This is a genomic window from Shewanella indica (assembly GCF_002836975.1).
GTDB lineage: Bacteria > Pseudomonadota > Gammaproteobacteria > Enterobacterales > Shewanellaceae > Shewanella > Shewanella indica.
Genome location: NZ_NIJK01000047.1, coordinates 92,583 through 106,049 on the forward strand (window position 1 = coordinate 92,583; position 13,467 = coordinate 106,049).

Sequence of the window (13,467 nt, forward strand, 5' to 3'; positions counted from 1 at the left end):
CAAGTCCCATGTGTGCTCTGCGCCGGCTTACGGGCCTGGATGCAAGGCGTGGTTCGCAGCAAATGGCCCTAGTCCTTTGCAAGAAGCCTTCCTTAGCTGCGAATGGCGACGCCGCTTTGCTTGAGAAAGGCTTTCAGCGCCTGGATCTCTATAATCCCCTTGTGAAATACGGTGGCGGCCAGTGCGGCATCGACCTTGGCCTTGGCGAAGACCTCGAGAAAGTGCGCCATGGTACCGGCGCCGCCGGAGGCGATAAGCGGCACATCGCAGACGGCTCTCACTTTGGCGAGCTGCTCGATATCATAACCCTGGCGCACCCCATCTTGGTTCATCACATTGAGCACGATTTCGCCGCAGCCCTGGCGCTGCACTTCTTCGACCCAATCCAAGGTGTGCCATTGGGTGTCGCGGGTCGCTGCTTCATCGCCGGTAAACTGTTTCACCTTATAGCTGTTGTCATTGGCATCGAAGAAAGAGTCGATACCCACCACTATGCACTGGCGGCCGAATTCATCCTGCAGCCTGCGAATAAGGCTGGGATCCGACAGTGCCGGTGAATTGATGGAGATCTTGTCGGCACCGAATGCCAGCAGCTCGCGTGCCTGGGCCAGGGTCTTGATGCCGCCGGCCACGCAGAAGGGGATGTCTATCTGCTGCGCCACCCGGCTGACCCAGGACTTATCCACCACCCGCGAGTGGGCGCTGGCGGTGATATCATAGAACACCAGTTCATCGGCGCCTTCGGCAGCATATCTGGCCGCCAGCGGCACGATATCGCCTATGGTTTCATGGTTACGAAACTGCACGCCTTTGACCACCTTACCGTCCCGTACATCGAGACAAGGGACTATACGTTTTGCCAGCATGCGATCGCCTCCTCTACGCTGAATTCGCCGGTGAGCAAGGCCTTGCCGATAATCAGGCCGCTGGCGCCGGAATCCCTGACTGCGGCGACATCATCCAGGCTGGCGATACCGCCGGAAGCCTGCCAGGCGATATCGGGAAAGGTCTGCGCCAACTCGCGATACAGGGCCGTATTGGCCCCCGTCATGGTGCCATCACGGCTGATGTCGGTGACCAGGGCATGTTTAAGGCCCAAAGGGGCAAACTGGGCCACCAGAGATTCCAGGGTTTTACCACCGCCACTCTGCCAGCCGTGAACCGCCACTATTTTCTCGCCCGTGGCATTGATATTGACATCCAGCGCCAGACAGATGGCCTCCGGGCCGTATTGCTCGAGCCAGGCGCCAACCAGTTTGGGCTCACGCACCGCCAATGAACCTATCACTACCCGGGAAACCCCGGCCTTGAATAGTTCATCGAGCTGACGCTGACTGCGTACGCCGCCGCCCACTTGCAGTGGTGTATCCAGGGCGGCTGCGAGCGAAGCTATCAGGCTGCTCTGGCAGCGCTCAGGGTCTTTGGCGCCGGTCAAGTCCACCAGATGCAAGAGTGAAGCGCCCTGGGCCTGATAAGCGAGCAGTTGAGCCTCAGGTTGCAGATTGAAGCGGGTTTCCTGTTGGTAATCGCCCTGAAACAGGCGCACTACCTGACCTTCTATAAGATCGATTGCCGGTATAATCATGCTGCGGCTCCGTTAAAATCATCCTGGGTCAAAGTGAGAAAGTTAGCCAGGATAAGGCTGCCGATAGCGGCGCTCTTTTCCGGGTGAAACTGCACTCCCATAAAGTTGTCTTTGGCAATGGCGGCGCTGAAACGCTCGCCGTAACAGCATTCGGCTATGGTGGCCGCCGAAGGCGCGGCGCAAAAGGAATGAACAAAATAGCAGTAGCTGCCTTCATCGATACCGGTAAACAGCGGGTGCGCTTGGCCGTTTGCATCAAGTACGGGGCTCAGTTGATCCCAGCCCATATGCGGACTGGGCAACCCCTTACAGTCGAGTGAACGTATAGTGCCCGGGATCAGCCCAAGACACTGACATTCATCGGCATCCTCGCCACTTTCCTGCGAGCTGTCACACATGAGCTGCATACCGAGACACACTCCCAGCACCGGCTGTTTCAGCGCCTTGATAACAGGAATTAGCTGTTTTTCAGTGAGCGCCGCCATGGCGGCTCTGGCTGTGCCCACTCCGGGAAGCACCACTCTTTCGGCGCTGCGGATAACCTCGGCATCATCACTGATACAAACGTCGGCGCCGAGACGCTCGAAGGCATATTTCACCGAGCTCAAGTTGGCGCAGCCGGTATCTATTATCACTGTCTTGGCAACGGCTTGGGTCATTACAACACTCCCTTACTGGAAGGCAAGGCATCACCTTCAACCTTGATGGCCTGGCGCAGAGTGCGCCCCAGCACCTTGAACAGCGCTTCTACCTTGTGGTGGTCATTGTCGCCCTCGCAGCCAAGGTGCAGGGTGCAGCGCAGGCCGTCGGCAAAGGAGCGAAAGAAGTGCGCTACCATCTCTGTGGCCAGCTCCCCGACCTTTTCCCGCTTAAATTCGGCGTTGAACTTGAGGAAGGGACGGCCGGAGAGATCCAGCAGGCAATCGCCGCGGGCTTCATCCATGGGTAGGGAAAAGCCGAAACGGGCAATACCGCGTTTATCGCCCAGCGCCTGACGTAAAGCATCGCCCAGCGCCAGTGCAGTATCTTCCACACTGTGGTGATCATCTATCTCCAGATCGCCGTCAACCTTGACTGCCAGTTTGAAATTGCCGTGGGTGGCAATCTGATCCAGCATGTGATCGAAAAAGCCTATGCCGGTATTGATGTCGCTGTTGCCGGCGCGGTCGAGATCTACCTCGACCCGAATATCGGTCTCTTTGGTGGTGCGCACCACAGTTGCCTGGCGACCCCGGCTCAAGAGGGCATCACAGATATCGCCCCAGTTGAGCTTTTCCCTGTCATAGCGATAGCCGGTCAAGCCCATGGCCTCGGCCAGGGCAATATCGGTTTGCCGATCACCAATAACTGCCGAGCGGGTGAAATCCACCAGACCTTGGGTCAGAAACGCTTTTACCAACCCGAGTTTGGGTTTGCGGCAACTGCAGTTTTCATCGTTGAAGTGAGGGCAAATCAACACCTCGCTGAAGTTGACCCCCTGGCTTGAAAAAATCTGCATCATCAGATTGTGGGGGGCATCGAAGTCTTCTTTCGGGAAGGAGGGAGTGCCCAGGCCATCCTGATTGGAGACCATCACCAAACGGTAACCGGCGCTTTGCAGTTTGAGCAGCGCCGGAATAACGCCGGGTTCAAACACCAGCTTATCCAGTCTGTCCACCTGTTTGTCGGTTTGCGGCTCTTCAATAAGGGTGCCGTCGCGGTCGATAAAGAGTATTTTCTGGCTCATTGATGTTTCCTTGTGCCGGCCGCTGCCGGGCTGATTATTATCGTTATTGCACCTGGCTCAGGGCGGCGAGCAACCGCTCGGTATCTGAGTCATCGCTGAAACTGAAACGTATGGCGTCAACAAGACGCGGATCCCGGTAGCTGCGGGCGACTATGCCAAAGCGCTGCAACTGCTCACGCACCTTGGGGGCATCGGCGAAATACGCCAGCAAATAGTTGCCGCCACTTGGCAGTACCCGGGCTCCGAGTCTTTCCAGCGCCGCAGCCACTCTTTGTCCCTGGGTCTTGAGCTGCGCCACATCGGCCTGCATTCTGGCTATGCCCTCAGGGCTTAACGCCAAAGCCGCCAAGCGTGCCACAGGGACAGGTACCGGGTAGGGGGCCAGCACCTGTTTTACCATCTCGATAATGCCTTCATTGGCCAGCATAAAGCCGCAGCGGGCTCCGGCCAGGGCAAACGCCTTGGAGAGAGTGCGCAGTACGACCAGGTTGGGATACTCCTTGAGCAAAGCGGCGGCGCTCAGCTCGGGGCTGAATTCAATATAGGCTTCATCCACTACCACCAGCGTGTCTGGCATGGCCTCGAGCACCCGCAGGATTTCATCCCGGCTTACCCAGGTGCCAGTGGGGTTGTTGGGGTTGCAGATAAACAGCAGTTTGGCGCCTTGAGCCTGGGTTAACGCTTTGGGCAACTGAAAGTTGTCATCCAACGACAGCGCCTTGACCTCGACATTGAAGGTCGCGGCACTGATGGCGTACATGCCGTAGGTGGGGCCAAAGAGGGCGATGCTGTCTGCCCCCGGGGTGCAAAAGGTGCGGATCAGCAACTCTATCGCTTCATCGGCGCCGCGGGCGCAGATGAGCTGCAAATCTGATACTCCGGCATAGGCGGCATAGGCGGCAATCACCTCTGGCGGCTGGCACTCGGGGTAGCGGTTAACCCGGTCGATATCCGTATGGTTGAAGGGAGACTCGTTGGCGTTGATCCAAACTTCCCCTTGGCCGCCAAGGCGCCTGGCGCTTTGATAGGGTTCGAGTGCCAAAAGCTCGGGGCGAGCCAGAGTGGCGGCAAGCTCGCGGCTTTGCCGGGTAACGGCTGCTGTAACCTTCTTGAGATCCGCTGTGGGGCTATTGATGGCTGCAGGCATGGTTGTTATTCCTCTACACTCGCGGGCGGCGCGCTCGGTGATGAAACTCTCTCGGAGAAAGCACTTGGGGATGAAACACTCTCTGTTGAACCTTCGGGGCCGGATACCCCAAGAGAGGCCAGACGCAGGGCAACGGCATTGCTGTGAGCGTCAAGCTGCTCTGCCTGGGCCAGGGTCATTACCGAGGGCCCCAAGGCGCACAGACCTTCGGCGCTCAGCTCCTGCACGGTAAAGCGGCGGCAGAAATCCGCCAGTGACAGGCTGGATACCGAGCGGCTGTAGCCGTAAGTGGGCAGCACATGGTTGGTGCCACTGGCGTAATCACCCACAGATTCCGGGGTGTAGGGGCCGAGAAACACAGAGCCGGCGGCGCGGATTTGTGCCAGCAGCGCTCTTGGGCTACGGGTCTGGATGATAAGGTGCTCGGGGCCATAGCGATTGGAAACGGCTGCAGCCTTATCCAGTGAATCCAGCAGTAAAATACGGCTTTCGGCCAATGCCTGGCGGGCAATGTCGGCGCGGGGCAGGGCCGCAAGCTGCTTGTCCAGCTCTTGGATGACGGCTTTTGCCAGCGATTCACAGCTAGAGAGCAGTATCACCTGAGAGTCGGGACCGTGCTCGGCCTGTGACAGGAGATCGGCCGCCACAAAGGCTGGACTCGCAGTCTCATCGGCGATGACCAGCACTTCGGATGGCCCCGCCGGCATGTCGATACTGACTCGCGCCCTGGGATCCTGGGACAACTGGCGCTTGGCTTCGGTGACATACCGGTTGCCGGGGCCAAATATCTTGTCCACCGGCGCTATGGTTTCCGTGCCCAATGCCAGCGCGGCAATGGCTTGGGCGCCACCGGATTGGTAAATCTCTTCGATGCCGCATTCGCTGGCGGCGTAGATGATGGCGCTGTCTATCGGTGCCGGGCTTATCAAGACCCGGCGGCGACAACCGGCGATTCGGGCCGGCAGCGCCAGCATCAATACCGTAGAGATCAGCGGCGCGCTGCCGCCCGGTATGTAGAGGCCGACGCTGTCTATGGCTTCGCTTCTGAGTTCACAGCGCACTCCGGCCTGGGTATTGATATCCAAAGCCTGGGGCTGCTGCGCGCTGTGGAACACATCTATGTTGGCCATGGCGGTCTTGATGGCCTCTTTGAGCTCAGGGCTAACGTCCTGGGCAGCGGCTTTTATTTGCGCCTGACTGAGGGCGATATTCTCAAGGGGGATATTATCAAAGCGCTCGCTGTACTCCCTAAGGGCTTGGTCCCCCTTGGCGGCGACGGCCTCAATGATCTCGCTGACGCTCTGCTCGAGCGCTTTGCTGCTCACCAGGGAGGAGCGCTGGAGCGCGGCGGCCTGCTCGCTTTCGCTCAGTTTGTCCCATACCAGATACTGCATGCTTCACCCCATCATCTTTTCAATTGGCATTACCAGAATCGAGCTGGCACCGAGCTTGGTCAGCTCTTCCATTGTGTCCCAGAACAGATCTTCGGTGCTGACCGCGTGGATGGCGACCCGGTTGCTGTCATCGTTGAGCGGCAACACTGTGGGGTTCTCCGCGCCGGGCAGCAGGGCAACAATCTGCTCCAGGGTTTCAGTGGGAGCGTGCAGCAGGATATATTTGCTTTCACGGGCGCGGATGACGCCGTTGACCCGGCTCATCAGCTTGTCGATCAAGGCCTGTTTGGCCGGGGTTTGGGTTTGATGTGATTGGATGACACAGGCCATAGAGCGAAAGATCACTTCGGTCTCGTACAAGCCATTGGCTTCCAGAGTAGCGCCGGTGGAAACCAGATCGCAGATCCCGTCGGCGAGTCCGGCGCGGGGAGCGACTTCTACTGAGCCCTTGAGCATACAGTCGCGATAACTTATGCCTTTATTTTGCATAAAACGGCGAAGCAGGTTGGGGTAGGAGGTGGCAATTCGCAAGCCTTCCAGTGAGGCGGCGTCCTGATAAGGGAACTCACTGGGTACCGCCAGCGATAAACGGCAGGCGCCGAAGTCCAGTTGTCTGAGTTTGTTGCAGGCCGAAGGTTTGCCCAGTGTCTGCCGTTCTATCTGCTCCTCTTCCAGCACATTCTCGCCAATGATCCCCAAATCGACCACGCCATCCATGACCAGGCCGGGAATGTCGTCATCACGCACCCGCAGCAGATCCAGTGGCATATTGTCGGCGTGGGCTATCAGACGCTGTTCGTTGACGGTGAATTTTACGCCGCAGTTTTTCAGCAGTTGTTGTGATTCTTTCGAAAGCCGGCCCGATTTCTGGATGGCGATGCGCAGTCGATTTGAAGTCATAGTGGTCATTCCTGTTGGTCAATTCAATCTTGGTTAAAAAACTCAAATCCGGAAACGAAAAACCCCCGGAATTCCTTCCAGGGGTTTTCAGATCTTATGAATCAACCGCCAGAAGGAATGAACCTTCGGCAGTCAGCTCCGAAGGCTACCGCTCGTGGTGGTGATGATGGATAGCGTTGCGAAGCTGTGTCATGTAATAAATCCTGTGATTTCACGCTGTAATTTGGCAGCGCATAAACATTCAATTCTGAGCCGATTCGGCTGGTGTGTTTTTAAGCTAATCCCTTTGGCAGGAATTTGCAACACCCAAAATCAAAAAAATATCTGCTGCTTGAAAAGGATTCATCAAGGGAAGGGGCGAACAAGTCCCATGTGTGCTCTGCGTCGGCTTACGGTCCCGCTTGAGCATAAGTTTGCGAATCCTTAGCCTGAAGAGTTTGGTTTAAGTGGTTATGTTAACTATATCAATGCCAATTCTGTTGGCTAGAGCGGCTTGGCGATAAGGTTTGTCCCTTGTATCCGTCACTCAAATAGTGATAATGCACGCCATACCCCAGGGCAAAATGGAGCACAATGCGTAATCGACTCGTCAGCGAAACGGCACTGGCCTTCGCCCCGGGCGGCCCTTTGGCCTCCAATATCAGGGGCTTCAAGCCCAGAGAACCGCAACTGGAGATGGCCCGCGAAGTGGCCCAGTTACTCCATGGCCCAAGCGGTGCTGCAGTGCCTTTGGTGCTCGAAGCCGGCACCGGGGTTGGCAAAACCTTCGGTTATCTGATCCCGGCGCTGCTCTCCGGTAAGCAGGTGATTGTCTCCACCGGCTCAAAGAACTTGCAAGAACAGCTGTTTTATAAAGATCTGCCGGCCTTGCTGCAGATGCTGGATCTGCAAGTTCGGGTGGCGCTGCTCAAAGGGCGCAACAATTATCTGTGTCAGTTATTGCTGGAGCAGCAGTTGGATGGTGCCCAGAGCCGCAGCCCGGAAGTGCTTGATGATCTGCTCAGGATAAATCAATGGGCCGCGGCCAGCACAGATGGCGATCTTGGCACGCTGGCCACGGTTTCCGAGCAGTCGCCGGCACTGGCGCTGGTGGCTTCTTCGAAAGAGCGCTGCACCGGCAAGCGCTGCGCCTTCTATGACAGCTGCTTTACCCGCAAGGCCAGACAGAAAAGCCTGGAAGCCAGGATTATCGTGGTTAACCATCATCTGTTTTTTGCCGATAGGATCCTCAAGGATACCGGCTTTGCCGAGTTATTGCCCGATGCCGATGCGGTGATTTTCGATGAGGCTCATCTGCTTGCCGATATCGCCGTAACCTACTTTGGGCGCCAGCTGTCGCTCGCGGCCATGCAGCGAGTGCTGGAGCGGGTGGAAGCGGTATATCAACAGGAACTCAGGGATACTTCACAACTGAGCGATCTCGCCAGGCGCTGCGGCTCCCGCCTGGCGGATTGGGCGCAGATGACCCAGGCTTCCGGGCAAAGCGACTGGCGTCCCTTGTTGGCCGATAAAGAACTTGCAAGGCAATGCTGGCAGCTGCTCGAAGAGTTTCGGGCGCTGGAGCGGGTGATGCTGGCCAATATCGGCCGCAGTGATGAACTGGATGATTGCCTGGAAAAATGGCTCGATTACTGCGGGCTGCTGCAGCAGTTTTTCAACTGTGAAGATCAAAGTGCGGCTTACAGCATAGAGCAGGGCAGTCGTCTGCCGACGCTGAGAATGGCGCCTATTGATGTTGCCAAGGCGTGTCAGGCGCTGTTTGAGGTGCAAACCCGTTGGCTATTTACCTCGGCAACGCTACAGGTGAATCGCAGCCTGAGCCATTTTTGCCGGACATTGGGACTTAAGGGGGCCAGGGAGCTTATTCTGGACAGCCCCTTTGACTATCGGCGCCAGGCAATTTTGTGTGTCCCCAGGGAGCTTGGGGATGTGCGCTCTGAAGGGGATTATCAGTTTCGGCGCCTGCTTGAGGTGTGTGAGCAGGCGATTAATGCGGCCAAGGGCCGAACCTTTATTTTGTTTACCAGTCACAGGATGCTCCAACGGGTGGCGCAGGCGCTTCATGGTCGCAGTCGTTATCCACTCCTGGTGCAAGGCAGCGCCGGTAAGCAGACCTTGCTGAAAAAGTTTCGTCAGCTGGGTAATGCCGTGCTGCTGGGCACCGGCAGTTTTTGGGAAGGTGTGGATGTGCGCGGCAAGTTACTCTCTTGCGTGATAATCGACAAACTGCCCTTTGTGTCTCCGGACGATAATCTCTATCGCGCCAGAGCCGCAGAGATCAACAAGCGACAGGGTGACCCCTTTGTGGAGTTGGCCTTGCCCCAGGCGGTGATAGCACTCAAGCAGGGTGTTGGACGGCTCATTCGTGATGAGAGCGACCGCGGTGTGCTAATTCTCTGTGATAATCGCATCGTCAATCGCAGCTATGGTCAGGCATTTCTCAACTCCTTGCCGCCCATGTACAGAACCCGCAATTTGCAATCTGCCTTGTCTTTTCTTGAAGGTATAAATTGATTAAAAACAGTTGGATACTGTTATTGATAGTGTTTATCAAATTTTTGGGACAAATAAATTGATAGCAAAAAGGCGCCTACTTTCAGGCGCCTTTTTGCTCTCTGTACTAGCGATTAGCCGCGATCTGCGGCCAGCCAGGAAGCAAATTGCTTGGTGTAGTAGCTGACAATCAAGCTGGCACCGGCGCGTTTGAAGCCGACAAAGCTTTCGGTAACCACGGCCCTTTCGTCCAGAGCGCCGGCCAGAGCAGCGAACTTGATCCCGGCATATTCACCGCCCACATGATAAGCCGCCAAAGGTAACTCGGTACGCTCTCTCAATTGTGACAACACATCCAGATAAGGCGTACCTGGCTTAACCATCAGAATATCGGCGCCTTCCTCTTCATCGAGCAGGGCCTCCAACAGCGCTTGCCGGCCATTGGCGCTATCCAGTTGATAACCTTTACGATTGCCGCTGAGTTCACAATCTACCGCCGCCCGGAATGGGCCATAGAAAGAGGAAGCAAACTTGGCCGAGTGGGCCAAAATGGCGACATTTTCAAAACCGGCCGCATCCAGGCCCTCACGTATGGCCCGAATTTGGCCGTCCATCATGGCCGAAGGAGCCAGCATGTCGGCACCGGCGCGGGCAGCGCAGACAGACTGCTTGACCAGGTTTTCCACAGTCGCGTCATTACAGACTTCATTGTGCTCGACCACACCGCAGTGGCCGTGATCTGTGTACTCGCAGAAACAGATATCCGGGATCACCAGCATCTCGGGTGCTTCCTGCTTGATGGTGCGGATCATCCGAGCCAACAGCCCGTCATCGTTCCAGGTATCGCTGCCGATGGCATCTTTATGGTGTGAAATACCAAAGGGCATCACATAGCGAACCCCGAGGGCCTTCAGTTCACGGATCTCTGCTGCGAGCATGCTTTCGGGCAATCTGCTGATCCCGGGAAGGGTGCTGATGGCCACAGGCTCTGTAATGCCTTCTTCGATGAACAGTGGGTGCACCAGATCTGTCAGGGAAACTTGCTGCTCGCGAACCAGATCCCGCATGGCTTCTGAGCTGCGAAGACGGCGAAGACGACGAAGAGGTTTGGTGAAGCTGCCGTGACGGCAATGACTGTCTGACATGAGAGTTCCTTTACTGCTATGGCGGATGCGTGGTTGCCAAATACTGTCTCAAGACTCGGTAACCAGCACTAAGCTATTGAGGTTAAAGGGCGCAAGCGCCCAAGTGCGCCTAGGATACCCTTTGCAGGAAACGCGATACTATGACGGGGGTCACAGTTCACCCAGGCAGATGTTGGCAGGTGCAATACTGGTCTCACAGGGACTTGTGCCTTGTTGCCATTGCTGCTTGTCGAGCTTGGCGGTGCAGCCACTGTCTTCCATCAATGCCTGTTCACCATCTGCGCTGCACAGCAACAAGAGGGCATGATCTTCGATACGAAACAGGTGCAGTTGGTATTGATTGAATGGTTCGAGCAGGGAGGCGTCATGGGCTGTGGCCAACGCCAATAAAGTTTGGCCGTCGAGATTGGCCGGATGATTTTCATAACGTATGGTGGCTTCGGCGGCGCTGGTTACCTTGGTCAGTGCCGGTGCCAGTTGTTGGTAGTCCTGATCATGCCTGTCACCAAGACCGCAACCACCAAGTGTCGGTAGCAGCGCCAGCAGCAGGCAAACGATTGGGCCTTGATGGAAAATTGATTTCATCCTTGAATCCTTATCTATAAATAGTAGGTCGGCGCTAGTTCCTGTTAGGTCTGTTCCTGCCAAAACGCCAGCTCACCGGCGGCATTCCGGCCCGTGTCCAAATTCCAGTTTTTGATACTTTCCAGGTACGCGCTGTCTTGCTCAAGCACGCCAGTGGCGATAAGTTGCCAAAAGTGTTTGACCTTTTCTCTGGCGCGCAGAAAAATCTCGTCATAATGCATCTCGCCCTCAGGGGTAGCTAGGGTTAAATACGCTTTTTCAATCTGCTCCTGCTCCGGGTAGAGGACGGCGAACTTGACGCCCAGGTGGCGGGCAAACGGCAGCAGTCTGTTGCCTTCCTCGGCAATTTTGTCCACCACAGTGATAAAGCCTTTATGCCAGTCATTGATGGCCGGCGGGTTACTGGCCCATTCCTCGATATAAACATCTCTGAAGCAGTTGTCCCACAATCTCTCTATGACAGGATCCAGCTTCTGGCCTGTGGCATCGCAGCAGGCGGCAATGCCGGAATCCAGGTGTTCGGATAGACCTATTGCCCCGAGATTGAGCTTGGGATAGATGTAGGCATCCTGATGCATTTCACAATGCCTGTGGGCATCGGCGTTGTCTTCGTAGGGGCCTACCTTCATCTCAATAACCGGATGGACAGTGACATCTGTGATCACATGGGCACAATAGCCCAGCAACCAGGCCAGGCCCTTGTCACGTTCTTCCCCTTCGCAGCATGCCAGGTGACGCACGCCGGCTTTGAGCATTTCGCCGCTATGCTGGTAATGCATCTTGTCGGCCCAGCTTTTGGCCTGTTGGCGATCATTGAGAGCAAGATAGGGATAATCCGGGCTGACCGCCCCAAGCTCGCAGTACTTGAAGTGTTTCAGTAAAGCGCGAATAGCGGCCTTGGGCATATGGGGAACAGCCTCGAGCTCAAGTGGCTGTCTGAGGCTGTTGACCATTGTGAGGTGTGCATAGGCGCCTGGCATTCCCTGGCCTCCAATCCTTTGCTATTGCGTGCTGTTCCTTGGGGTTAACCTTAGCCGCTTAAGGTGACAACGGCCATAGCCCGAAGCTACTATCAAGCACAATTTACTCACGAGTAAATCAGACTGGCCGCTTTCCTTGGTTGATACACGCAAACCTTCCTTAGGAAATGGCCGCTGAAGCCGGTGCTTTACTGCGGCGGATATGGCGCTCCACCAGAGCACCTATCAGGTACATCATCAAGTAACCGCAGCCGAGAGCGAGGATCACCGCCACCACATTGGCCGTCAATTGCCTGAGCAGGAAGAAAGCGCCTATTAGAGTAATGATGCCGGCCAGGCGGATCAGCAAACTGGCATTGAAGTAGCCTTCGGCCTTGATATAGGCCAGTTGATAACCGTTGAGCATCAGAAAGATGAAGAAAATGGCATAGTGCAACAGTACCGGGACGGCGCCGTGATACTGGGGCGGAAACAGCATTCTGAACAGGCTCTCGCCGCCCAGCAGCATGACAACAAAGAAACTGATGCTGACAATCAGCGCCAGCTTGTAGAGCCAGTGTTTGATGGCGCGGATCTGTTCATTGTCCCGGGCGCGAACACATACCGCCAATTCCGGCAATACGAAGCGGTAGATGGGGAATACAAACAGCAAGGTCATATAGGTAAATACCGGCCTGACCACCACTTGGAAATCCCCCAGCTCTTCGACGCTGAAATAACGTATGGTCAGCAGTACGGTAATATAGATCATCAGAATGCTGGAGCCTGCCTCGAGCGAGGCGGTGACACTGCGCTTCATAAAACTTTTCAGCGCCGGCTCCAGATTGACCTTGGCGAGTGGCGCGGTGGCGATTTGACGCCGCCTTCTCAGATACATAAAGGCCGCGATAATCAGAGACGATAGCGTCGTGGCGTAAAAGAGTGCCCCCAGCGGCGCCATACTCAGCCCGTAGTAACAGATGGCAAAGGCCAGCACCAAAGACAGCGGCTCCATCCAGGTTACCTTGTTGCTGATTTCATAGAGACGATACATGGCAACCAGGTTGGTAAAGTACACCTTGAGCCCCATGCTGACTATAATGCCCACCAGTTGCAGGTACTCCACATCTATGGCGAGTTTGTGCTTGATATAGGGCAGTATGATGCCCCAGGTCAGCAGTACTACAAGGATCAGCACATAGCGGAAAATATTGATGATATCCCTGTCGTTGCGGGTCTGGCTGTAAGACACCACCATAGACGAGCGAAAGCCTGTCATCAGGATCAGTGACAGCGAGATGATATCGATAACCGTGTGGTAGATAGCCAGATCCGCCTTGGGAACCCAGCTTGCGAGCCAGACTTTAAAGGAAAACCCGATTGCTATGCTGATGAGCGTGGCCCAAATACCGGCGACAAAGGCACGTTTCAACCGCGAAACTGCGGTTTCATTGGAAGACTGAGAGAGGCTGGACATAACAGACGCTAACCGAAAAGGGGACTCTATATTAGTTGAGAACTGTTCTCATTGTC

General features: G+C 55.8%; 12 protein-coding genes. 1 reads left to right on the forward strand and 11 read right to left on the reverse strand.

Annotated features, from left to right (window positions below):
* Positions 1-92 precede the first annotated feature (92 nt).
* The 7 genes from hisF to hisG are packed head-to-tail and all read right to left on the reverse strand — an operon-like array spanning position 93 to position 6,752.
* Positions 93-866 (reverse strand): imidazole glycerol phosphate synthase subunit HisF, encoded by a 774-nt coding sequence (gene hisF, locus CX650_RS16160; RefSeq protein ID WP_101096413.1) that lies wholly within the window; start codon positions 864-866, stop codon positions 93-95.
* Complete coding sequence (hisA, locus tag CX650_RS16165; protein WP_039033226.1) at positions 848-1,585, reverse strand: 1-(5-phosphoribosyl)-5-[(5-phosphoribosylamino)methylideneamino]imidazole-4-carboxamide isomerase; 738 nt, start codon at positions 1,583-1,585, stop codon at positions 848-850. The genes hisF and hisA overlap by 19 nt, the downstream gene beginning before the upstream one ends.
* Positions 1,582-2,244, reverse strand: coding sequence for an imidazole glycerol phosphate synthase subunit HisH (gene hisH, locus CX650_RS16170; protein ID WP_101096414.1), 663 nt, complete (start codon positions 2,242-2,244; stop codon positions 1,582-1,584). Before hisH ends, hisA begins: the two co-directional genes overlap by 4 nt.
* Positions 2,244-3,311: a bifunctional histidinol-phosphatase/imidazoleglycerol-phosphate dehydratase HisB gene (gene hisB / locus CX650_RS16175; protein WP_101096415.1), complete on the reverse strand. Its 1,068-nt coding sequence runs from the start codon at positions 3,309-3,311 to the stop codon at positions 2,244-2,246. Before hisB ends, hisH begins: the two co-directional genes overlap by 1 nt.
* Before the next feature lie 43 nt (positions 3,312-3,354).
* Positions 3,355-4,458 (reverse strand): histidinol-phosphate transaminase, encoded by a 1,104-nt coding sequence (gene hisC / locus CX650_RS16180; RefSeq protein ID WP_101096416.1) that lies wholly within the window; start codon positions 4,456-4,458, stop codon positions 3,355-3,357.
* A gap of 5 nt (positions 4,459-4,463) precedes the next feature.
* Complete coding sequence (gene hisD, locus CX650_RS16185) at positions 4,464-5,852, reverse strand: histidinol dehydrogenase (protein WP_101096417.1); 1,389 nt, start codon at positions 5,850-5,852, stop codon at positions 4,464-4,466.
* A 3-nt stretch (positions 5,853-5,855) separates the two neighbouring features.
* On the reverse strand, positions 5,856-6,752 hold the full coding sequence (gene hisG, locus CX650_RS16190) for an ATP phosphoribosyltransferase (protein ID WP_101096418.1): 897 nt from the start codon (positions 6,750-6,752) through the stop codon (positions 5,856-5,858).
* 573 nt (positions 6,753-7,325) lie between these two features.
* On the opposite strand from hisG, the gene CX650_RS16195 reads away from it, so the two are divergent.
* A complete protein-coding gene (locus CX650_RS16195) occupies positions 7,326-9,266 on the forward strand; it encodes a DNA repair helicase YoaA (protein ID WP_101096419.1) in 1,941 nt (646 codons plus the stop codon).
* Positions 9,267-9,379: 113 nt separating this feature from the next.
* Here the strand turns inward: CX650_RS16195 and hemB are convergent, their stop codons facing one another.
* The 4 genes from hemB to CX650_RS16215 form a co-directional block, all read right to left on the reverse strand.
* Entirely contained in the window at positions 9,380-10,390 is a 1,011-nt protein-coding gene (gene hemB, locus CX650_RS16200; protein ID WP_101056902.1) for a porphobilinogen synthase, read from the reverse strand.
* A 150-nt stretch (positions 10,391-10,540) separates the two neighbouring features.
* A complete protein-coding gene (locus tag CX650_RS16205; protein WP_101096420.1) occupies positions 10,541-10,975 on the reverse strand; it encodes a hypothetical protein in 435 nt (144 codons plus the stop codon).
* A gap of 44 nt (positions 10,976-11,019) precedes the next feature.
* Entirely contained in the window at positions 11,020-11,955 is a 936-nt protein-coding gene (locus CX650_RS16210) for a zinc dependent phospholipase C family protein (RefSeq protein WP_101096421.1), read from the reverse strand.
* Positions 11,956-12,115: 160 nt separating this feature from the next.
* Positions 12,116-13,411 carry an MATE family efflux transporter gene (locus tag CX650_RS16215; protein WP_101096422.1) on the reverse strand — a complete coding sequence of 432 codons (1,296 nt, stop codon included), beginning with the start codon at positions 13,409-13,411 and terminating at the stop codon, positions 12,116-12,118.
* Positions 13,412-13,467: the final 56 nt, after the last annotated feature.

Coding starts and splice junctions, on each gene's coding strand:
- hisF (WP_101096413.1), bottom strand. CDS start 866: ATGCTGGCAAAACGTATAGTCCCTTGTCTCGATGTACGGGACGGTAAG.
- hisA (WP_039033226.1), bottom strand. CDS start 1,585: ATGATTATACCGGCAATCGATCTTATAGAAGGTCAGGTAGTGCGCCTG.
- hisH (WP_101096414.1), bottom strand. CDS start 2,244: ATGACCCAAGCCGTTGCCAAGACAGTGATAATAGATACCGGCTGCGCC.
- hisB (WP_101096415.1), bottom strand. CDS start 3,311: ATGAGCCAGAAAATACTCTTTATCGACCGCGACGGCACCCTTATTGAA.
- hisC (WP_101096416.1), bottom strand. CDS start 4,458: ATGCCTGCAGCCATCAATAGCCCCACAGCGGATCTCAAGAAGGTTACA.
- hisD (WP_101096417.1), bottom strand. CDS start 5,852: ATGCAGTATCTGGTATGGGACAAACTGAGCGAAAGCGAGCAGGCCGCC.
- hisG (WP_101096418.1), bottom strand. CDS start 6,752: ATGACTTCAAATCGACTGCGCATCGCCATCCAGAAATCGGGCCGGCTT.
- CX650_RS16195 (WP_101096419.1), top strand. CDS start 7,326: ATGCGTAATCGACTCGTCAGCGAAACGGCACTGGCCTTCGCCCCGGGC.
- hemB (WP_101056902.1), bottom strand. CDS start 10,390: ATGTCAGACAGTCATTGCCGTCACGGCAGCTTCACCAAACCTCTTCGT.
- CX650_RS16205 (WP_101096420.1), bottom strand. CDS start 10,975: ATGAAATCAATTTTCCATCAAGGCCCAATCGTTTGCCTGCTGCTGGCG.
- CX650_RS16210 (WP_101096421.1), bottom strand. CDS start 11,955: ATGCCAGGCGCCTATGCACACCTCACAATGGTCAACAGCCTCAGACAG.
- CX650_RS16215 (WP_101096422.1), bottom strand. CDS start 13,411: ATGTCCAGCCTCTCTCAGTCTTCCAATGAAACCGCAGTTTCGCGGTTG.